This is a genomic window from Micromonospora sp. NPDC049645 (assembly GCF_040675155.1).
GTDB lineage: Bacteria > Actinomycetota > Actinomycetes > Mycobacteriales > Micromonosporaceae > Micromonospora.
Genome location: NZ_JBFAOI010000005.1, coordinates 172,901 through 188,345, shown reverse-complemented (window position 1 = coordinate 188,345; position 15,445 = coordinate 172,901). Strand labels below are relative to the sequence as shown.

At 72.7% G+C, this 15,445-nt stretch carries 14 protein-coding genes; 11 read left to right on the top strand and 3 right to left on the bottom strand.

Annotation, left to right across the window (positions count from 1 at the left end; translation table 11 throughout):
• Together AB0J33_RS14495 and AB0J33_RS14490 are read left to right on the top strand one after the other, a co-directional pair.
• Complete coding sequence (locus AB0J33_RS14495; protein ID WP_363613532.1) at positions 1-1,377, top strand: GH1 family beta-glucosidase; 1,377 nt, start codon at positions 1-3, stop codon at positions 1,375-1,377.
• Positions 1,378-1,480: 103 nt separating this feature from the next.
• Positions 1,481-2,149 carry a TMEM175 family protein gene (locus AB0J33_RS14490; RefSeq protein ID WP_363613530.1) on the top strand — a complete coding sequence of 223 codons (669 nt, stop codon included), beginning with the start codon at positions 1,481-1,483 and terminating at the stop codon, positions 2,147-2,149.
• Here the strand turns inward: AB0J33_RS14490 and AB0J33_RS14485 are convergent.
• Positions 2,136-2,717, bottom strand: a complete 582-nt coding sequence (locus AB0J33_RS14485; RefSeq protein WP_363613528.1) for a nucleotidyltransferase family protein — start codon at positions 2,715-2,717, stop codon at positions 2,136-2,138. The two genes, AB0J33_RS14490 and AB0J33_RS14485, sit on opposite strands and share 14 nt — an antisense overlap.
• A gap of 125 nt (positions 2,718-2,842) precedes the next feature.
• Between AB0J33_RS14485 and AB0J33_RS14480 the strand changes: the two genes are divergently transcribed.
• From AB0J33_RS14480 to AB0J33_RS14455, 6 genes are all read left to right on the top strand, one after another.
• Entirely contained in the window at positions 2,843-3,412 is a 570-nt protein-coding gene (locus AB0J33_RS14480) for a 2Fe-2S iron-sulfur cluster-binding protein (RefSeq protein ID WP_363613921.1), read from the top strand.
• On the top strand, positions 3,409-4,392 hold the full coding sequence (locus AB0J33_RS14475) for a xanthine dehydrogenase family protein subunit M (RefSeq protein ID WP_363613526.1): 984 nt from the start codon (positions 3,409-3,411) through the stop codon (positions 4,390-4,392). Before AB0J33_RS14480 ends, AB0J33_RS14475 begins: the two co-directional genes overlap by 4 nt.
• Positions 4,389-6,479, top strand: coding sequence for a xanthine dehydrogenase family protein molybdopterin-binding subunit (locus tag AB0J33_RS14470; RefSeq protein ID WP_363613524.1), 2,091 nt, complete (start codon positions 4,389-4,391; stop codon positions 6,477-6,479). Before AB0J33_RS14475 ends, AB0J33_RS14470 begins: the two co-directional genes overlap by 4 nt.
• Before the next feature lie 28 nt (positions 6,480-6,507).
• Positions 6,508-6,873 (top strand): metalloregulator ArsR/SmtB family transcription factor, encoded by a 366-nt coding sequence (locus AB0J33_RS14465; RefSeq protein ID WP_363613522.1) that lies wholly within the window; start codon positions 6,508-6,510, stop codon positions 6,871-6,873.
• Positions 6,873-7,514 carry an SRPBCC family protein gene (locus AB0J33_RS14460; protein WP_363613520.1) on the top strand — a complete coding sequence of 214 codons (642 nt, stop codon included), beginning with the start codon at positions 6,873-6,875 and terminating at the stop codon, positions 7,512-7,514. The genes AB0J33_RS14465 and AB0J33_RS14460 overlap by 1 nt, the downstream gene beginning before the upstream one ends.
• A gap of 273 nt (positions 7,515-7,787) precedes the next feature.
• The gene (locus tag AB0J33_RS14455; RefSeq protein WP_363613518.1) at positions 7,788-8,303 is read left to right on the top strand and encodes an NUDIX domain-containing protein; all 516 of its coding nucleotides are present in this window, start codon (positions 7,788-7,790) and stop codon (positions 8,301-8,303) included.
• Positions 8,304-8,503: 200 nt separating this feature from the next.
• Here the strand turns inward: AB0J33_RS14455 and AB0J33_RS14450 are convergent, their stop codons facing one another.
• Together AB0J33_RS14450 and AB0J33_RS14445 are read right to left on the bottom strand one after the other, a co-directional pair.
• On the bottom strand, positions 8,504-9,970 hold the full coding sequence (locus tag AB0J33_RS14450; RefSeq protein WP_363613516.1) for an ATP-binding protein: 1,467 nt from the start codon (positions 9,968-9,970) through the stop codon (positions 8,504-8,506).
• 150 nt (positions 9,971-10,120) lie between these two features.
• Positions 10,121-11,779 (bottom strand): FAD-dependent oxidoreductase, encoded by a 1,659-nt coding sequence (locus AB0J33_RS14445; RefSeq protein WP_363613514.1) that lies wholly within the window; start codon positions 11,777-11,779, stop codon positions 10,121-10,123.
• Between the two features lie 151 nt (positions 11,780-11,930).
• Between AB0J33_RS14445 and AB0J33_RS14440 the strand changes: the two genes are divergently transcribed.
• The 3 genes from AB0J33_RS14440 to AB0J33_RS14430 all read left to right on the top strand — a co-directional run bounded on the left by AB0J33_RS14440 (position 11,931) and on the right by AB0J33_RS14430 (position 15,340).
• Positions 11,931-14,168: a hypothetical protein gene (locus tag AB0J33_RS14440; protein ID WP_363613512.1), complete on the top strand. Its 2,238-nt coding sequence runs from the start codon at positions 11,931-11,933 to the stop codon at positions 14,166-14,168.
• 70 nt (positions 14,169-14,238) lie between these two features.
• Complete coding sequence (gene smpB, locus AB0J33_RS14435) at positions 14,239-14,730, top strand: SsrA-binding protein SmpB (protein ID WP_363613510.1); 492 nt, start codon at positions 14,239-14,241, stop codon at positions 14,728-14,730.
• Between the two features lie 217 nt (positions 14,731-14,947).
• On the top strand, positions 14,948-15,340 hold the full coding sequence (locus AB0J33_RS14430) for an SCO5389 family protein (protein ID WP_363613508.1): 393 nt from the start codon (positions 14,948-14,950) through the stop codon (positions 15,338-15,340).
• The last annotated feature ends 105 nt before the right edge of the window (positions 15,341-15,445 follow it).

The window sequence follows — 15,445 nt, the reverse complement described above, 5'->3', positions numbered from 1 at the left end:
GTGCCCGACCTGTCCAAGCTGCCACCCGACTTCCTCTGGGGTGTCGCCACGGCGGCGTACCAGATCGAGGGGGCCGTCGACGTCGACGGCCGGTCGCCGTCCATCTGGGACACCTTCTCGGCGACCCCCGGCAAGGTCGACAACGGCGACACCGGCGCGGTGGCGTGCGACCACTACCACCGGTGGCCGGAGGACCTGGCGCTGCTGCGCCGACTCGGCGTGGACGCGTACCGTTTCTCGGTGGCCTGGCCCCGGGTCATGCCCGACGGCGTCGGCCGGGTCAACCCCGCCGGGCTGGACTTCTACGACCGGCTCGTCGACACGCTGCTCGCCGACGGGATCCGGCCGTTCGTCACCCTCTACCACTGGGATCTGCCGCAGGTCCTGCAGGATTCCGGCGGCTGGCCGGAGCGCGCCACCGCCGAGGCGTTCGCCGACTACGCGGCGGTGGTCGCCGGCCGTCTCGGTGACCGGGTCGCCGACTGGTGCACGGTCAACGAGCCGCTCTGCGTGTGCTGGATCGGGCACCTCGACGGGAACATGGCCCCCGGCGAGCGGGACCTCACCCGCGCGGTGCACGCCTCGCACCACGTGCTGCTCGGGCACGGCCTGGCCACCCAGGCGATCCGCGCCAACGCGGCCCGGCCGGCCTCGGTGGGTCTGGTGCTCAACCTCAGCCCGATCGAGGCGGCCACCGACCGGCCCGAGGACGTCGCGGCGGCCCGCCGGGCCGACGGGCACGTCAACCGGTGGTGGCTGGACCCGATCCACGGGCGCGGTTACCCCACCGACATGATCGCCACCTACGGGGTCGAGCCGCCGGTACGCGGCGACGACCTGGCGGTCATCGCCACGCCCACCGACTTCCTCGGGGTGAACTACTACTTCCGTCAGTTGGTCGTCGACGACCCGACCGGCGCCGCGCCGTACACCCGGCAGGTGCCGGTGCCCGGCTCGGTGGAGACCGCGATGGGCTGGGAGATGTACCCGGCGGGCCTGGAGCGGCTGCTCGTCGATGTGCACGAGGAGTACCGGCCGGGCCGGATCATCGTCACCGAGAGCGGTTCGGCGTGGCCGGACGAGGTCACCGCGGACGGCACGGTGGAGGACAAGGAACGCACCGACCACCTGGAGCAGCACCTGGCGGCGTGCGCGTCGGCGGTGGCCCGGGGGGTTCCCCTGGACGGCTACTTCGTCTGGTCCCTGCTGGACAACTTCGAGTGGGCGTACGGCTACGACAAGCGTTTCGGGTTGGTGCACGTCGACTACGCCACCCAGCGCCGGACGGTGAAGGCCAGCGGTCTGCGCTACGCCGACCTGATCCGCGCCCACCAGCAACTCGCCCGCACGAGCGACACCGCCACGCCGGTGGCCTGACACCGGGGTACGGCCGCCCGGGGTCGACACCCCGGGCGGCCGTACCCGTCGCGATCGGCGCAAACCGCCACCGGCGGCCACGCGCAGTGGCTAGCCTGCGGCAATGTCCGCCACATCCGACGAGGTCGAGCAGCCCGATCCCCACGGGCGGGTGGCCGGCACCGACCGGATGACGGCCTTCAGCGACGGCGTCTTCGCCATCGTCATCACGCTGCTGGTCATCGAGCTGCGGGTGCCGGAATACCACGAGGGCGAGTTGCTCACCGGCCTGCTCGGCGAGGGTGCCTCCTACCTGGCCTTCGTGGTGTCGTTCGTCTACGTCGGGGTGCTCTGGCTCAACCACCACGCCCTGCTGCGGCTGATCCGTGGGACCACGCTCACGCTGAGCTGGATCAACCTCGCCCTGCTCTTCGGCGCGGTGATCATCCCTTTTCCCACCGCGGTGCTGGCGTCGGCGTTCACCCACGGCGACACCGACGACCAACGCGCGGCCGTCGCCCTGTACGCGCTGGCCGCGGCGTTGATGTCGGCCCCCTGGCTGGTGTTCTTCGGCTACCTGCACCGGCATCCGGCGCTGCTCGAACGCCGGGTCAGTCCCGAGTACGTGCGTACGCAGCGGCTGCGGCCGATCACCGGCCTGATCCTCTACGGGCTCAGCGGCCTGCTCGGCTGGTTCGTCAATCCGGTGCTGGGCCTGATCGGCGTCATCCTCATGATCACCTATCACGCGATCACCAGCGAGGGGTTGCCCCGCTGGCTCACCCGTCGCTGAGCGGGCGGAGTCGGAGCAGGTCGGCCGGAGTGTCCACGTCGACCGGGGAGCCGACGTCGTCGCAGGGCACCTCGACCACCAGGTCCGGCCGGTCGCGCAGCAGATCACGGGCGCCCCGGTCGCCGACGGCGTACCCGCGCAGCAGCGGCCAGGTTGGCCGACCCAGCAGGATCGGGTGCCCGAACCGACCCGCGTAGGTGGCGACCGCGACGACCGCGCCCTCGGCGTGCGCCGTCCGCACCCGGCGCACCGCCACCGGGCTGAGCAGCGGCTGGTCCACGAGGATCACGACGGCGGCCGGCACATCGTCCGGCAGTGACGCCAGACCCCGCAGCAGCGACGAGCCCAGCCCGTCGGGCCACCTGTCGTGCCGGACCGGCACCGCCGGGGCCAGATCGGGCACCTCGTCGGCGCCCGCACCGAGCACCACGTGCACGGGGGCGCAGCCGCCGTCGCCGAGCAGCCGGATCCCGCGCCGGACCAGCGGCTCACCGGCCAGCTCGACGAGTGCCTTCGGTCGGCCGTACCGCCGCCCGGCACCGGCGGCCAGCAGCAGCCCGGCGGTCACCCGTGTCACCTCCCGTACGAACGCTTTGCGTTATTCGCCCTGAGATATACCGACAAAGCTAGTCTGGGCCGGTGCAGGGCGGACCAGAGAACGCGACGACGATCGACGAGCGGCACTCGTCCCGGGTGACGTTCGAGGTCAACGGCGCGTCCCGTGCGGTGGTGCTGGACAACCGCACCACCCTGCTCGACACGCTGCGCGAACACCTCGACCTGATTGGGGCCAAGAAGGGCTGCGACCACGGCCAGTGCGGCTCCTGCACGGTGCTGCTGGATGGCCGCCGGGTGAAGAGCTGCCTGGTCTTCGCGGTGACGGTGGACGGTCGGTCGGTGGTGACGGTCGAGGGGCTGGCCGGGTCGGACGAGCTGTCCCCGTTGCAGGCCGCGTTCATCGCGCAGGACGCGTTCCAGTGCGGCTACTGCACGCCCGGGCAACTCTGCTCCGCCCGGGGCATGCTCGACGAGGTGTCCCACGGTTGGCCCAGCGCGGTCACCGACGACCTGAACGCGCCAGCCGAACTGACCGACGCGGAGATCCGCGAGCGGATGGCCGGCAACCTGTGCCGTTGCGCGGCTTACCCACACATCGTCGCGGCCGTGCGCGAGACAGCGGGTGTGCGCGAGACGACGGGTGTGCGCGAGACGGCGGGTGTGCGCGGGTCGACGGCCGGCGCGACGAGGACGGCGACGCGGTGAGGGCGTTCCGCTACCACCGGCCCGCCGACGTGGCGGAGGCGGTCGCCGTGCTGGCCGCCGAGCCGCGGGCCGCGTACCTGGGCGGCGGCACCAACCTGGTGGACCTGATGAAACTCGGGGTGCAGCGCCCTGACGTACTGGTGGACGTGACCCGGCTGCCGCTGGACACCGTCGAGGAGCTGCCCGACGGCGGGCTGCGGATCGGCGCGACCGTACGCAACAGCGACCTCGCGGCCCACCCGGTGGTGCGCCGCGACTACCCGGTGCTGGCCCGCGCCCTGCTCGCCGCCGCCTCCGGGCAGCTGCGCAATATGGCCACCACCGGCGGCAACCTGTTGCAGCGCACCCGCTGCGTCTACTTCCAGGACACCGGCAAGGCGTGCAACAAACGGGAACCCGGCAGCGGTTGCGCCGCCCTGCACGGCCAGAACCGCGACCTGGCGGTGCTGGACTGGTCCGAGCAGTGCGTCGCCACCCACCCGTCCGACCTGGCGGTGGCGCTGACCGCCCTCGACACGGTGGTGGAGGTGCACGAGGCCGACGGCCGCCGCGACATTCCGATCACCGACCTGTACCGCTCCCCCGGCACCCACCCGGAACGGGAGACCACCCTGGCCCGGGGCGCGCTGATCACCGCCGTGCGGTTGCCGGCCCTGCCCGCCGCGCGCCGCTCGACGTACGTCAAGGTGCGCGACCGGGCCTCGTTCGCCTTCGCCGTCGGCTCGGTGGCCGCGGTGCTGGACCTGGACGGCGACGTGGTCCGCGACGTGCGGCTGGCCTACGGGGCGGTGGCGCACCGGCCGTGGCGGGCGTACCGGGCCGAGGAGGAGCTGCGCGGTCACCCGTTCAGCCCCGAGCTGGCCGCGCGGGCCGCCGACGCGGAGCTGGCCGAGGCCCGCCCACTGCGGCACAACGGCTTCAAGCTGCCGCTGACCCGGGCCATCACCGTACGGGCGCTCACCGAACTGGCGTCGTCGTGAGCACCGGGGCGGTCGGACGGGCGTACCCCCGGTTGGAGGGCCGCGAGAAGGTCACCGGCACGGCCCGTTACGCCGTGGAGTACCCGGTGGACGGGGTCACCTACGGCTGGGCGGTGCCGTCGGCGGTGGTCCGGGGCCGGATCACCCGGGTCGACACGTCGGAGGCGCTCGCGTCGCCGGGCGTGCTGGCCGTCCTGCACCACGGCAACGCCCCCCGCCTCGCGCCCAGCCCGGAGCCGGAGCTGTGGCTGTTGCAGGAACCGGCGGTGCACTACCGGGGGCAGTACGTCGCCGTGGTGGTGGCCACCAGCCTGGAGGCGGCCCGCGAGGGCGCCCGACTGGTCCGGATCGACTACGACGCCAGCCCGCACAGCACCGTGCTCACCGACGACCACCCCGGCCTGTACCAACCGGACCACGTCAACCCCAGCTACCCGACGGACACCGCCGAGGGTGACTTCGACGCCGGGTACGCGGCCGCCCCCCTGCGGGTGGACGTCACGTACCGCACGCCGGCGTACCACAACAACCCCATGGAACCGCATGCCACGACGGCGCAGTGGCACGACGGACGGCTGCTGGTGCACGACTCCAACCAGGGCGCGTCGTCGATACGGGCCACGCTGGCCGAGCTGTTCGACGTGTCCCCGGAGTCGGTGCGGGTCGTCAGCGAGCACGTCGGTGGCGGCTTCGGCAGCAAGGGGTACGCCAAGGCCGCGGTGGTGCTGACCGCCCTCGCGGCCCGGCACGTGGACCGACCGGTCAAACTGGCGCTGACCCGCCAACAGCTGTTCGGGCCGGTCGGCTACCGCACCCCCACCATCCAGCGGATCCGCCTCGCCGCCGACACCGACGGGCGACTCACCGCCATCTGCCACGACGCGATCAGCCAGACCTCGACCATCCGCGAGTTCGCCGAGCAGACCGCCGTCTACACCCGCAGCATGTACGCCGCGCCCCACCGCCGCACCACACACCGGCTGGTCCGCCTCGACGTGCCCACGCCGTTCTGGATGCGCGCCCCCGGCGAGTGCCCCGGCGCGTACGCCCTGGAGTCGGCGATGGACGAGCTGGCCATCGCCCTCGGCATCGACCCGGTGGAGCTGCGCATCCGCAACGACACCGAGGTCGACCCCGACCAGGGACGGCCGTTCACCAGCCGCAACCTGGTGGCCTGCCTCCGCGAGGGCGCACAGCGGTTCGGCTGGACGGACCGGGATCCGGCGCCCCGCTCCCGGCGTGACGGGCGCTGGCTGATCGGTACCGGGGTCGCCGGGTCGAGCTACCCGGCCCGCGCCCGGCCGTCGTCGGCCAGGGCCACCGCCCGGCCGGACGGGAGCTTCCTGGTCCAGATCAACGCCACCGACATCGGCACCGGCGCCCGGACCGCGATCTGGCAGGTGGCCGCCGACGCGCTCGGGGTGCCACCGGAGCGGGTGGAGATCCACATCGGTGACACCGCCCTGCCGACCGCGCCGCTGGCCGGAGGCTCGATGGGCACCGCCAGTTGGAGTTGGGCGGTGATCCGGGCCGCTCAGGCGCTGCGCGAGAAGCTGCGCGACGGCGGGCCGCCGACCGGCGAGGTGTCCGCCGACGCGGACACCACCGACGAGGTGGGCGGGCAGCCCGCGCGTCCCCGGTACGCGTACGGGGCGCAGTTCGTCGAGGTGCGGGTGGACGCGGACACCGGCGAGGTCCGACTGAACCGGATGCTCGGCGTGTTCGCGGCGGGCCGGGTGGTGAACCCGACGACGGCGCGCAGCCAGCTCATCGGCGGGATGACGATGGGCCTGTCGATGGCGCTGCACGAGGAGGGACTGCTCGACGAGCGGTACGGCGACTGGGTCAACCACGACCTGGCCACCTACCACATCACCGCCTGCGCGGACGTGGAGTCCATCGAGGCGTACTGGCTGGACGAGCGGGACGACGAGCTGAACCCGGCCGGAGTGAAGGGTCTGGGTGAGATCGGCATCGTCGGCACCGCGGCGGCGGTCGCCAACGCGGTGCACCACGCGACCGGCGTGCGAATCCGGGAGCTGCCGATCCGGCTGGACAAGCTCATCGGAGTATCGGACTTGGCTTAAATAAGCCAACAGTGATACAACTGTCCGCGTGCACGCCTTCGACGTGCTGGGCGATCCGGTCCGGCGCCGCATCCTGGAGCTGCTCGCCGGCGGCGAGCAGAGCGCCGGCGCGGTCAGCGCGGTCATCCGCGAGGAGTTCGGCATCTCCCAGCCCGCCGTTTCCCAGCACCTCAAGGTGTTACGGGACAACGGCTTCGCCACCGTGCGGCCGGAGGGCACCCGGCGGCTCTACGCGGTCGACCCGCGCCCACTGCGCGAAGTCGACGGCTGGCTGGAGCACTTCCGCCGGTTCTGGACCCCGCCCCTGGCGGCACTCGCCACCGAGCTGGCCCGAGGTCGACGCGAGCGTCGACTGCGCGGACCCGCCGACCCGACAGACGAGAGGAACACCTGATGTTCGACGCCACCGAACAGATCAACGCCGTGCAGCGCACGGTCGGCAGCCGCACCCTGGCAGCCGGCGAGGCGCGGGTGACCACGATCAGCCAGACCTACCAGGCGACGGTCGAGGACCTGTGGGACGCCTGCACCAGCGCCGAGCGCATCCCGCGCTGGTTCCTGCCGATCACCGGGGACCTGCGGCTGGGCGGCACGTACCAGCTCCAGGGCAACGCCCACGGCACCGTCGAGAGCTGCGAGCCGCCGCACCGCTTCACCGCCACCTGGGAGTACGGCGACGAGGTCAGCTGGATCGAGGTCAGCGTCACCCCGGTCGACGGCGAGCGGGCCCGCCTCGACCTGGACCACATCGCGCACGTCGACCAGGACCGGTGGGCCCAGTTCGGGCCGGGCGCGGTGGGCGTCGGCTGGGACCTCGGGCTGCTCGGCCTCGCCTCGCACCTGGCCGCCGACGGCAGCGGGATCACCCCGGAGCAGGGTGCCGAGTGGACCGCCTCCGACGAGGGACGACGGGCCATCGAGCTGAGCAGTCACCTGTGGGGTGAGGCCAGCATCGCCGCCGGCACCGACGCCGACGAGGCGAAGGCCGCCGCCGAACGCACCACCGCGTTCTACACCGGCGCCCCGGCGGCCTGACCGCGCCTCGCGGCCTGAGCAACGCAGCGGCGGCGCGAGGGGCGGGATACCGGGCGGCGGAGTGCGGCAGCGCGGCGGCGGCGCGGCGGCGGCGCGGCGGCGGCGCGGCGGCGGCGCGGCGGCGGCGCGGCGGCGGCGCGGCGGCCGAGCGGCGGCAGCGCGGCGGCCGAGCGGCGGCAGCGCGGGGGCGGGGCGCGGCGGCTGGGCGCGGCGGCTGGGCGCGGCGGCTGGGCGCGGCGCTCCGGGCGGGGATCGGGGGTAACGTGCTGCGGCATGACCGGCACGCCGTACGCGCACTGCTCCTACTGCGGCGCCGCCTACCCGGCGGCCGCCGGATGGCCGCGAGTCTGCGCGGTCTGCGGCGAGACCGTCTGGCGTAACCCGCTGCCGGTGGCGGTCGCGGTGCTGCCGGTCCGCACGGCCGAGGGTCTGGGTGTGGTGGTGGTCCGCCGGGACATCGAGCCGGCCCGCGGCTTGCTCGCCCTGCCCGGCGGCTACATCGAGCACGGCGAGGAGTGGTCCGACGCGCTCGTCCGTGAGTTGCGGGAGGAGACCGGCCTGATCGCGGCGGCCGAGGACGCCCGGCTGTTCGCGGTGCACGGCGCGCCGGCCGGCGACACAATGATGATCTTCGGAGTGCTGCCGGAACAAACGGCCGAGGACCTGCCACCGTCGGCGCCGACCGAGGAGGCGACCGAGTGGCTGGTGCTCACCGACCCGGTCGAGCTGGCGTTCTCCACCCACACCCGGGTACTCGCCGATTTCCTCACCACCGGTCGCCCCGCCTGACCCCCACCACCCGCCCCGCATGAATTCCGCCGCCCCGAGCGGCCCAAACCCGCAAGATCGTGCTCGATCCTTGTTGTAGTGGTATCAAAAACTGGCGAGGCCACTACTTCCTAGATCGAGCACGATCTTGCGGTGCGGTGCGGTGCGGTGCGGTGCGGTGCCGTGCGGTGCGGCGCAACCGGGGTGCGGGACGCAGCCGTTCACTGCCTCTGGGCGGTCGGCGCGGTGCTCGGGTCGTCGGGTGGACCCTCGGTGATGGGCAACAGCACCCGGAAAGTGGTGCGACCTGGCTCGGTCTCCACCCGGATGTCGCCGTGGTGTTTGTGCACCACGATCCGGTACGAGATGTCCAGCCCCAGGCCGGTGCCCGCGCCGACCGGCTTCGTGGTGAAGAACGGCTCGAAGATGCGTGGACGCACCTCGGGCGCAATGCCCGGCCCGGTGTCGGTGATCTCCACCGCCAGCAGGTCGTCGACCCGTCCGGTGCGGACGGTCAGCACACCCTTCTCCCCCATCGCGCCCAACGCGTTGTCGATCAGGTTGGTCCACACCTGATTCAGCTCGGCCGCGTACGCCGGCACCGGCGGGATTCCCCGGTCGTACTCACGGACCAGCTTGACCTCGGCGGGAATCTTGCCCTTGAACATCACCAGCGTGGCGTCGAGCAGGTCGTGCACGTCGACCACCCGGTGCGGCGCGCGGTCCAGCTGCGAGTACTGCTTGGCGGCGCCCACCAGCCCGGAGATCCGGGTGACCGCGTCGCCGATCTCGCGCATCAGCAGCTCGGTGTCGACGGTGTAGGTGAGCCAGCGCACCGCCGCCTCCAGGTCCGCCGCGCCGACCGCCGCCTTCACCCGCGCCAACCAGGCCGGGTCGAGCCCGCCGCCGACCAGGATCGGCGCCAGATCCCAGGCCCCGTCGACCCCGTGCTCCTCCAACCAGTCGGTGAGGGTGTCCTCGGCGTCGGCGGTGGCCATCGGGGTCAGCTTCGGGGCGGTGGCGACCCGGGCGACGGCCTCCTCCTGCAACGCGACAAGACCGTGCAGGGCACGGCCGTCGAGCCGGCCGTCGGCGATCATCGCGAGTTTGTGCCGCATCCCGGCGACCCGGTCCCGCAACACCGACGTGGCCCGCACCGCCGCCGCGGCCGGGTTGTTCAGCTCATGCGTCAGGCCCGCCGAGAGCGAACCGAGCGCCAGCAGTCGCTCCCGCTCCCCGACGATGACCTGGCTGTCCCGCATCCCGAAGAACAGTCCCTCCAACAGGTGCATCGGCATCGGGAACCAGGACCGCAGGGCCTCCGCGAAGTCCTCCGCCGGCAGCACGAAGAAGTCCGCGTCGGTCACCGCCCGCAACGAGTTGCGGTAGACCTGGTCGACCTGATCACCCAGGTACGCCTGAACCGCCCCGCCGTACACCCCGCGCTGATCGGTGCGATTGACCTCGACGTCGTCGCCGCGCACCTGACGACTCATCGCCACCGCGCCGCGCAGCAGCACGAAAAAGCAGGTCGCCGGCTCACCCTCGCCGTACACCAGGGTGCCCCCGGCGCGCTGTTCGACTCGACCACGCTCGGCCAGCCAGTCGAGCTGCCCGTCGTCGAGCGCCTCGAACAGGAACAGGGTGCGCAACTGCGCCGGTGTCAGCCGGTCAGACTCGGTGCTCACAGGGGCTCCTTCGTTCGCGACTGCGGGGCTCGCAACACCGGCTCACTCCTCGCGCTCACAGGGGCTCCTTCGTTCGCGACTGCGGGGCTCGCAACACCGGCTCACTCCTCGCGCTCACAGGGGCTCCTTCGTTCGCGACGGCTGGCTGGCTCATTGGGCTTCCAGGTAGCGGTGCACGAGCGACACCGCCATCGCGCCCTCACCGACGGCCGAGGCGACCCGCTTGACCGACTCGGCCCGCACGTCCCCGGCGGCGAACACACCCGGCACGCTGGTCTCCAGGTGGTACGGGTCGCGCGACAGCGACCAGCCGGCCGGCCGCCGCCCACCGGCGAGCAGGTCCGGGCCGGTCACGATGAAACCACGCCCGTCGCGGACCAGCACCCCGTCCAGCCAGTCCGTACGAGGCTCGGCGCCGATGAAGATGAACAACCAGGAGGTGTCGACCGAGCGCGCCTCCCCGGTGCGGGTGTCGCAGAGGGTGAGCCGTTGCAGGTGGTCCTCCCCCGCGCCGCCGACCACGGCGGTGTGCGGATGCACGGTGATCTTGTCGATCCGGTCCAGTTGGTCGATCAGATAGCGCGACATCGAGGCGGTCAGGTCCGCACCACGGATGAGCAGGTGCACCCTCGACGCGTACCGGGAGAAGTGCACCGCCGCCTGACCGGCGGAGTTGGCCCCGCCGACGATGTAGACATCCTGTTCGACGCAGCTCGGCGCCTCGGTGGCGGCAGCGCCGTAGAACACCCCCCGGCCGGTGAAGTCGGCCAACCCCGGGGCGTCGAGCACCCGGTACGACACACCGGTGGCCAGCACCACCGTGTGCGCGGCGATCTCGGTGCCGTCGCCGAAGCGCAACAGCCGGGCACCGCCGGCCTCGCTGAGACCGACCACCTCCCGGGCGCTGAGCAACTCGGCGCCGAACTTGACCGCCTGCCGCCGGGCCCGATCGGTCAACTGCGCGCCGGAGACGCCGTCCGGGAAACCCAGGTAGTTCTCGATCCGGCTGCTCTGCCCGGCCTGACCGCCGGTCGCCCGTCGCTCGACGAGGACGGTGCGCAGCCCCTCCGACGCGCCGTACACCGCCGAGCCGAGGCCAGCCGGCCCACCGCCGATCACCACCAGATCGTAGAAGTCGCACGCCGGCACCACGGTCAGCCCGGCCAGCGCGGCCAACTCGGCCTCGCTGGGGGCGACCAACGCCTTCCCCTCGGGCGTCACCACCAGCGGCACGTCCGCCTCGGTGGCCCCGGCCGCGTCGAGCAGCCGCACCCCCTCCGGGTCGTCGGACAACAGCCACCGGTACGGCACCAGGTTGCGGGCCAGGAAGTCGCGGACCTTGAACGACGGCGCCGACCAGCGGTGCCCGACGACCCGGATCTCGACGCTGGCCGCGTCCGGGGTGACCGCCCACGCCTCCAGCAGCCCGTCGACCACCGGGTACAGCTTCTCCTCCGGCGGATGCCAGGGCTTGAGCAGGTAGTGGTCCAGGTCGACCACGTTGATGGCCTCGATGGCGGCGTCGGTGTCCGCGTACGCGGTCAACAGCACCCGGCGGGCGGCCGGGAAGATGTCCATGGCCGCCTCCAGGAACTCGACGCCGGTCATCTCCGGCATCCGGTGGTCGGCCAACAACAGCGCCACCTGCTCGCCGCGCAACTTGACCTCGCGCAGCGCGTCCAGTGCCTCCGGCCCGGAGGAGGCCCGCAGCACCCGGTAGCGGTCGCCGTAGCGGCGCCGGATGTCCCGGGCCACCGCCCGGGACACCACGGGGTCGTCGTCGACGGTCAGGATCACCGGGTTAGCCATGGCGCCATGAAATCACCTGCCGAGGGTCGACCGCACCATGGCCCGGGCGCGGATCCACGGTTGATCGCGTCCGCGACGGGTAAGCCGGGGGGCCGCGCGGGTGGTCGCACATCGACGACCCGCTCGGTTGCCGCACACCTCCGGGGGGCCCATGGCGGACGCGACACCGAACGGACCGACGACGTCGGGCGGGATCGTGGAACTGCGCGTGCACGGTGTCTCCGGCGCGGGGGCGGACCAGGTGTTGGACCGGCCGCACGTGCACCAGGTCGCCGGGGACCGCAGCGGAGGGTTCTACCGACCACGTCCCGGCTACCCGGACTCCACCGGAACGGACGGGGTGACGCTGGAGGCGTACCGCTGGAGCGACCTGCCGTCCGGCACGGTGGTGCGGACGCTGTCGCTGCTGTTCCTGCTGCCATTCATGCTCTGCAACGTGGCGCTCTGGATGCGCCCGGCGAACACCGGGTCGGCGCGCGGCTTCATGGCGTTGTGCCGGGTGCTCGCGCTCACCCTCACCGTGCTCTACGTGCTCTCCATCGTCGGGGTGGCACTGGACCTGATCGCGTGGCGCTGCATGGGGACGCCGTCGTGTCTGGCCGGCCGGAGCTGGCTGTCCTGGCTCGGCGGGCGCCCCACCGGGCTGCGCCTGGGCGTGCTGGCTGTCGTGCCGGTCGCCGCCATCGGGCTCGTCTGGTGGCTGGGCGCCCGCCCGGGCCACTCGTTCGACGCGTTCCGAACGCCGTCGACCCGGACGTCGAAACATCGTCTGAGCGCGGTCGGTCAGTGGGACGGCGCACCGCTCGTCGGACGGCTGCGCTCGGTGCACGTCGCGGCGGCGTTCGCCACGCTGGACGGCAGCCTGCTGGCCGCGCGGGCCAGCCAGCACGCCTCGCGCGTGATGGTGGCGCTGCTGACGATCACCGCGGCGGTGCTGCTGGCCTGTCTGGCCCTCGTCACCGTGGTGCCGAGCATCGACCGGGCCGGCCCGGCACCCCGGGTGGACGGCGTGTTCCGCGCGCTGCGCACGGTCACCGTCGGCCTGACAATGCTGGTGATCGTACATATCGTCATCAGCCCGGCACCGTGGCCGAGCGGTGGTGCGCTGCCCGGTTACGGCGCGATCGTCGCCTGGCTGTTCGTCAGTCAGACCGTACTGGTGGCCGCGCTCGCCGCGTTGGTGCTCTGGCGGCGGGGTGGCGGGCAGCACCGGGGGCCGCTGCGCGCGCTGGGAGCGCCGGTCTTCATGACGGTCTCGGCCGGGCTCGCCGTGGCGTTCTCCGCCGAGCTGGTCTACCGGGTGGCGGACCTGCTCGATCGCGAGGGAACGACAGCGGACGGGCTGGAGACGAGCCCCCCGCTGGCGTACAAGTGGGCGATCTTCGGGTTTTTCCTGGCGGTGGTGACCGCTCTGCTGGTTGCCGGCCTGGTGACCCGGGTGACCCGGCGCGGACGGCGGCGGGCCGCGCGAGCGATCGTCGCCGCCGACTTCCCGCACGCGCCGCCGCAGGCGGCGGACCGGCTGCGCCGGGTTGAGCAGGCGGTGGCCCGGGCTCGGTTCACCGAACGGTTGGAACCACTCCTCATGGTGTACGCCGGCCTGGCGGCCCTCGGCCTGGCCACCAGCCTGCTCGGCCTCCTCCAGCTAGTGCCGGGGGACGTGGCGCAGCGCTACGTCGGGGTGCCGGAGGGGGCGGTCAACTTCCTGATCGGGTCGGGTAGTTACGTGATCGCCGCGATCCTGCTCGGGCTGGTGGTGGGCGGCATCTTCGCGTACCGGACAGCGGCGTTCCGTCGCTACGTGGGAGTGCTCTGGGACCTGGGCACCTTCTGGCCCCGGGCGGCGCACCCGTTCGCGCCGCCCTGCTATGCCGAGCGGGCCGTTCCGGAGCTGGCCAAGCGGATCTCCTACCTGGTGGAGCAGGGGCAGGGGGTGCTGCTGGCCGGACACAGTCACGGCTCGGTGCTGCTCGCCGCCACGGTCCTGCAACTGCCCACCCGGGTCACCGACCGGGTCGCCCTGCTGACCTACGGGTCGCCGCTGAACCGGCTGTACTCCCGGCTGTTCCCGGCGTACGCCGACGGGCCGGCGCTACGGGAGATCGGCGAGCGGGTCGGCTGGCGCTGGATCAACCTGTGGCGCGACACCGACCCGATCGGTGGCTGGATCTTCGCCTCACACCGGCCCGGGGAGACCGAGACCCTGACCGGGCCGGCGGCGACGGTGGATCGGCGGTTGATCGACCCGCAGGACGTGGTGCCGCCGCCCAGCGACAGCGTTCCCCCGCCGATCGTGGCGCATTTGCCGTGCGAGTCGCAGGAGACGTTCTCGGAGGCGGTCCGTGACCTGACCGCGCGACTGCGCGCCGTACGCCCGGCGCACGACTGAGCGCGGCGCGGCCCGGCGCACGACTGAGCCGGCCGGTAGGACTGCGGCGGCGGCCGGATATCGTCGCCTGGTGACCCCGTCCAAGCCGCCCGCGCGCCGGTTGATCGCCACCAACAAGAAAGCCCGGCACGAGTACACCGTGCTGCGCACGTACGAGGCGGGCATCGTGCTGGTCGGCACCGAGGTGAAGTCGCTGCGCGAGGGACGGGCCTCGCTGGTGGACGCGTTCGCGCACGAACGCGACGGCGAGATCGTGCTGTACGGCCTGCACATCGCCGAGTACGCCTACGGCACGTGGACGAACCACGCCCCACGCCGCAACCGCAAGCTGCTGCTGCACCGGGCCGAGATCGACCGGATCCTCGACAAGGTTCGCGAGGGCGGGGTGACCCTGGTCCCGCTGTCGATGTATTTCGAGAACGGCTTCGCCAAGGTCGAGTTGGCCCTGGCCAAGGGCAAGCGCTCCTACGACAAGCGGCAGACGCTGGCCGAGCGCGACGCCAACCGGGAGATCGCCCGTGAGCTGGGCCGGCACCTCAAGGGTCACCCCCGCCGGCCCTGACCATCCGAGGGACTCCACCTTCCAGGGTCCTGACCTCTCGCTCGTCCAGCTCGTGGGCTGCTTACCCCTGGCTCGCGGACGCTCCCGCGCGGCCCCGCCCCGCCGCGCCGCGCCGCGCCGCGCCGGGACATCGTTGACGCCGTCCCAGGTGACGTGGTCTGCTCAGTCGACGCCGTTATTGAAAACGGTAATCGTTAGCTGAAGTGGAGGAGAAACCATGTCACTCACCGTCCCGCCCGCCCTGCTCGACGCCGCCGAACGCGGCCCCGTCGACGACGAGGCGTTCATCGCCTGCGTCCGCGACTCGCTTCCGTACGCCTGGGCCACCGTCAGTCGAGTGGTCGCCGAGTTGGAGGCCGGCGACGGCGACGTGGCCGACAACGTCGTCCCGCCGCCCACCGACGCCGACCGGGGTCAACTGCTCCGCGCCCTGGCCAGCGACGCTATCCGCGCCGGCCTGGAGCGGCACTTCGGCGTACGCCTGGCCTTCCAGAACTGCCATCGCGTCGCCGCGTTCCGCCCGTCGGCCGTCGACGGGGAGCGCTACCGCCGCTTCGTGTCGACCCGTGGTCAGCTACTCAACCAGTCCCCCGAACTCCGCAACTGCTGACCCTGTCGGGGGGGGGGGGCCCCCCCGGGCCCCCCCCCCCCCCCCCCCCCCCCCCCCCCCCCCCCCCCGCCCCCCCCCCCCCCCCCCCCCCCCACCCCCACCCGG